General features: G+C 71.5%; 2 protein-coding genes. One reads left to right on the forward strand and one right to left on the reverse strand.

The genetic code is table 11. The features are described 5' to 3' along the window. Positions 1-77: 77 nt before the first annotated feature. A complete protein-coding gene (locus ACFWEP_RS34215) occupies positions 78-851 on the reverse strand; it encodes an SDR family NAD(P)-dependent oxidoreductase (RefSeq protein WP_387376147.1) in 774 nt (257 codons plus the stop codon). A 391-nt stretch (positions 852-1242) separates the two neighbouring features. Here ACFWEP_RS34215 and ACFWEP_RS34220 point away from each other — a divergent pair, with 391 nt between their 5' ends. Continuing rightward, a complete protein-coding gene (locus ACFWEP_RS34220) occupies positions 1243-2103 on the forward strand; it encodes a Bax inhibitor-1/YccA family protein (RefSeq protein ID WP_387376149.1) in 861 nt (286 codons plus the stop codon). Positions 2104-2175: the final 72 nt, after the last annotated feature.

Raw genomic sequence — 2175 nt, forward strand, 5'->3', positions numbered from 1 at the left:
GGCCAGCCTCTGCTGGTTCGCGGCGCTCGGGTTCGGCGCCCGCCTGCTGGGCCGGCGTCCCGCACGGGTCCGGTCCCTCACTTCGGGCCGTACTTGCGCCCCGTCCGCGAGGTCATCTCGCCCAGCAGACTGCGCGGGGCCACCTTCACCAGCCCCATCAGCGCCTTGTACCGCGCGTCCGGCACCGACACCGACTTGCCTCGCGCCAGGTCGGCGAGGGCGGCGGTCACCAGCTTGTCGGCGTCCAGCCACATCCAGCCCGGGATGTTCCCGGTGCCCATCCCGGCCCGCTGGTGGAACTCCGTCCGCACGAAGCCCGGGCAGAGAGCCATCAGCCGCACCCCGGACCCCGCCAGGTCCTTCGCGGCGCCCTGGGTGAACTGGACGACCCATGCCTTCGACGCCCCGTAGGTGCCCCGGGGGACGAAGGCCGCGACCGAGGCCACGTTGACGATCCCGCCCCGGCCGCGCTCGCGCATCCCGGCCGCCGCCGCCGAGGTCAGCCGCAGCACGGCCTCGCAGTGGACCTTCAGCATCGTCAGCTCGTCGGCGAGCGGAACCTCCAGATAGCGCCCCTTGTTGCCGAACCCCGCGTTGTTGACGAGGAGTTCGACCGGATGGTCGCGGTCACGGAGCCGTTCCTCGACGGCCGCGATCCCGGAGTCCTCGGACAGGTCGGCGGTGAGCACCGTGGCCTCGATGGCGTGTCGGTCGTGCAGTTCGGTGGCCTGGTCACGCAGGCGCTCGGTGTCGCGCGCCACCAGCACGAGGTTGTGCCCCTGTCCCGCGAGCCGCCGCGCGAACGCGGCCCCGATGCCCGCAGTCGCGCCCGTAATCAGTGCAGTCGTCATGCGCGGCACGTTAGTGGTCGCGTCCCGTTCCCCGCGCACCCGTCCCACCGCCGCCGGTGCGCGGGACACGCCGCCGGTCGACGTGGCGCCCCGGACGGGAGGCCCGGGGTGCGGACGCGCGTCAACGCCGCGTGCCCGGCCGCCACCCCGGAACGGGTTGCTCCGGCGCTTTCCGGGCAGCCGGGTGACAGGCAGCGTCCGGACGGTGCCCGGCCGGGGAACGGCGGGTGCGCGGCGGGCGTTCGACAGAGGGGGCCGAGAGGCGAGGGAGCCGGGCCGGGGGATCGGCCGTTCCGAATCCGTAAAGATCCTCCTTCGGCACGACAGTGCCTTCTTTGCCTACCCATTACTCTTGTCGCAAGGCCACGCTGGGTGGCCATGGAGGAGTGAGATGAGGAGCAGCAACCCGGTCTTCTCGCGACGGGGCTTCAGCCGCGACAACGGCACCGCGGGCTACGCGGCGCCGCAGGCCGGGGCCACCGTCACGGGTGAGAACCCTTACGCACAGGGCACCGCCCATCCCTACGCCACCAACCCCTACGCGCAGCAGGCCCCGCCCGGAGTCCGCTCCGGTGCGATGACCATCGACGACGTCGTCAGCCGTACGGCGATGACGCTCGGCACGGTGATCGTCGGCGCCGTGCTCGGCTGGTGGCTGATGCCGATCGACCCCGCCAGCCTCGGCAAGTCCTACGGCATCGCCGGAGGCGCCGCGCTCATCGGGTTCGTCCTGGCGATGATCAACTCCTTCAAGCGCCGGCCGTCGCCGCCGCTGATCCTGGCCTACGCCGTGTTCGAGGGCTTCTTCCTCGGCGTCCTCAGCAACATCGTCAACGCCTACATCAGCCCCGGCGCCGCCATGCAGGCCGTGATCGGCACCATGGCCGTGCTCGCCGGTGTGCTGATCGCCTACCGGGCCCGTCTCATCCGGGTGACCCGCCGCTTCTACGGCTTCGTGATGGCCGCCCTGATCGGCTTCGTGCTCCTCATGGCCGTCAACCTCCTCTTCGCCGTCTTCGGCGGGGGCGACGGCCTCGGGTTCCGCAGCGGTGCGCTCGGTGTCCTCTTCGGCATCGTGGCCATCGTCATCGGAGCCTGCGTCCTCGCGCTCAACTTCAAGGAGATCGAGGACGGCGTCACCTACGGCGCCGCGCGCGAGGAGGCATGGACGGCCGCGTTCGGCCTCACCGTGACCCTGGTGTGGATCTACCGGGAGATGCTCCAGGTGCTCGCGATCCTCGGCGACGACTGATCCCGCACGCCGTTCGGTCCCGTACGGCGTTTCACCGGTCCAGCTCCGGACGGCCCGCAGGCACTGCCTGCG

This window comes from Streptomyces sp. NPDC060198 (assembly GCF_042728415.1).
Lineage (GTDB): Bacteria > Actinomycetota > Actinomycetes > Streptomycetales > Streptomycetaceae > Streptomyces.

What these genes read in the sequence shown, in the direction of transcription:
- ACFWEP_RS34215 (WP_387376147.1), bottom strand. Translation starts at nt 851, where the DNA reads ATGACGACTGCACTGATTACGGGCGCGACTGCGGGCATCGGGGCCGCG.
- ACFWEP_RS34220 (WP_387376149.1), top strand. Translation starts at nt 1,243, where the DNA reads ATGAGGAGCAGCAACCCGGTCTTCTCGCGACGGGGCTTCAGCCGCGAC.